Raw genomic sequence first — 2,500 nt, 5'->3', positions numbered from 1 at the left:
GGTGACAGCCCCGTACACGAAGTTTGATCGGACGCATTAAGTAGGGCGGGACACGTGAAATCCTGTCTGAAGATCGGGGGACCACCCTCGAAGGCTAAGTACTCCTTGCTGACCGATAGCGAACCAGTACCGTGAGGGAAAGGTGAAAAGCACCCCGACGAGGGGAGTGAAACAGTTTCTGAAACCGGACGCCTACAAGCAGTCGGAGGGGCCTTGAGCCCTGACGGCGTACCTTTTGTATAATGGGTCAACGACTTGGTCTTACGAGCAAGCTTAAGCCGATAGGTGTAGGCGCAGCGAAAGCGAGTCTTAAAAGGGCGTTGAGTTCGTGGGATCAGACCCGAAACCAGATGATCTAGCCATGTGCAGGATGAAGGTACGGTAACACGTACTGGAGGTCCGAACCGACACCCGTTGAAAAGGGTCCGGATGACGTGTGGCTAGGGGTGAAAGGCCAATCAAATCTGGAGATAGCTGGTTCTCCGCGAAAGCTATTTAGGTAGCGCCTCGGACGAATACCTGCGGGGGTAGAGCACTACATGGATGATGGGGGCCCACAGCCTTACTGAGTCTAAGTAAACTCCGAATACCGCAGAGTACTATCCGGGAGACACACGGCGGGTGCTAACGTCCGTCGTGAAGAGGGAAACAACCCTGACCAACAGCTAAGGCCCCCAATTCGTGGCTAAGTGGGAAAGCATGTGAGACTTCCAAAACAACCAGGAGGTTGGCTTAGAAGCAGCCATCCTTTAAAGATAGCGTAACAGCTCACTGGTCTAGTTAAGAGGTCTTGCGGCGAAGATGTAACGGGGCTCAAGCCACGAGCCGAAGCTTTGGATGCGCAGCGATGCGCGTGGTAGCGGAGCGTTCTGTGATAGAACACCTTCCGACTTTGCTTTCCGCAAGGAAAGCGGTGGTCGGAAATGGTGTTGACTGTGAAGCCGGCCTGTGAGGGATCCGGTGGAGTGATCAGAAGCGAGAATGTTGACATGAGTAGCGACAAACAGGGTGAGAGACCCTGTCGCCGAAAGTCCAAGGGTTCCTGCTTAAAGCTAATCTGAGCAGGGTAAGCCGGCCCCTAAGGCGAGGCAGAAATGCGTAGTCGATGGGAACCAGGTTAATATTCCTGGGCCAGGAGGATGTGACGGATCTCAAAGGTAGTTCGATCTTATCGGATTGATCGGGCTGCTCAGAGGTCCCTGGAAATAGCCCTCCATGAGACCGTACCCGAAACCGACACAGGTGGACTGGTAGAGTATACCAAGGCGCTTGAGAGAACCACGTTTAAGGAACTCGGCAAAATGCCTCCGTAAGTTCGCGAGAAGGAGGCCCCATTCATGGGCAACCATGGGTGGGGGGCACAAACTAGGGGGTGGCGACTGTTTACTTAAAACATAGGGCTGTGCGAAGCCGCAAGGCGACGTATACAGTCTGACGCCTGCCCGGTGCTGGAAGGTTAAAAGGAGGGGTGCAAGCTCCGAATTGAAGCCCCAGTAAACGGCGGCCGTAACTATAACGGTCCTAAGGTAGCGAAATTCCTTGTCGGGTAAGTTCCGACCTGCACGAATGGCGTAACGATCTCCCCGCTGTCTCAAACGTGGACTCAGCGAAATTGAACTGTGTGTCAAGATGCACACTACCCGCGGTTAGACGGAAAGACCCCATGAACCTTTACTCTAGCTTTGCACTGGCATCAGGATTGTGATGTGCAGGATAGGTGGTGGGCTTTGAAGCCGGGACGCCAGTTCCGGTGGAGCCTCCCTTGAGATACCACCCTTCGCACTCTTGATGTCTAACCGCGGCCCGTTATCCGGGTCCGGGACCCTGCATGGTGGGGAGTTTGACTGGGGCGGTCGCCTCCCAAATCGTAACGGAGGCGCGCGAAGGTTGGCTCAGACCGGTCGGAAATCGGTCGTTGAGTGCAATGGCAGAAGCCAGCCTGACTGCAAGACTGACAAGTCGAGCAGAGACGAAAGTCGGCCATAGTGATCCGGTGGTCCCAAGTGGGAGGGCCATCGCTCAACGGATAAAAGGTACTCTGGGGATAACAGGCTGATGATGCCCAAGAGTCCATATCGACGGCATCGTTTGGCACCTCGATGTCGGCTCATCTCATCCTGGGGCTGGAGCAGGTCCCAAGGGTATGGCTGTTCGCCATTTAAAGAGGTACGTGAGCTGGGTTTAGAACGTCGTGAGACAGTTCGGTCCCTATCTGCCGTGGGTGTAGGATACTTGATGGGAGTTGCCCCTAGTACGAGAGGACCGGGGTGAACGCTCCACTGGTGGACCAGTTATCGTGCCAACGGTAGTGCTGGGTAGCTATGAGCGGACAGGATAAACGCTGAAGGCATCTAAGCGTGAAGCCCCCCCAAAAACCAGGTATCCCTTGAGGGCCGTGGAAGACCACCACGTCGATAGGCCGGAGATGTAAGTGCAGCAATGCATTCAGTTGACCGGTACTAATTGCCCGATTGGCTTGATTTGATCCAGTAGCAGCAAG

1 rRNA gene (cut by a window edge) is annotated in these 2,500 nt (G+C 54.8%); it reads left to right on the top strand.

From position 1 onward, the window contains the following. Nucleotides 1–2,484, top strand: a 23S ribosomal RNA gene (locus tag ACFSM0_RS17595) (it extends 351 nt beyond the left edge of the window). Nucleotides 2,485–2,500 lie beyond the last annotated feature (16 nt).

The sequence above is a fragment of the Rhodobacter lacus genome (assembly GCF_042683065.1).
GTDB classification, from domain to species: Bacteria; Pseudomonadota; Alphaproteobacteria; order Rhodobacterales; family Rhodobacteraceae; genus Rhodobacter; species Rhodobacter lacus.
The sequence above is the reverse complement of the archived record's forward strand: the minus strand, read 5'-3'. Positions and strand labels throughout refer to the sequence as shown.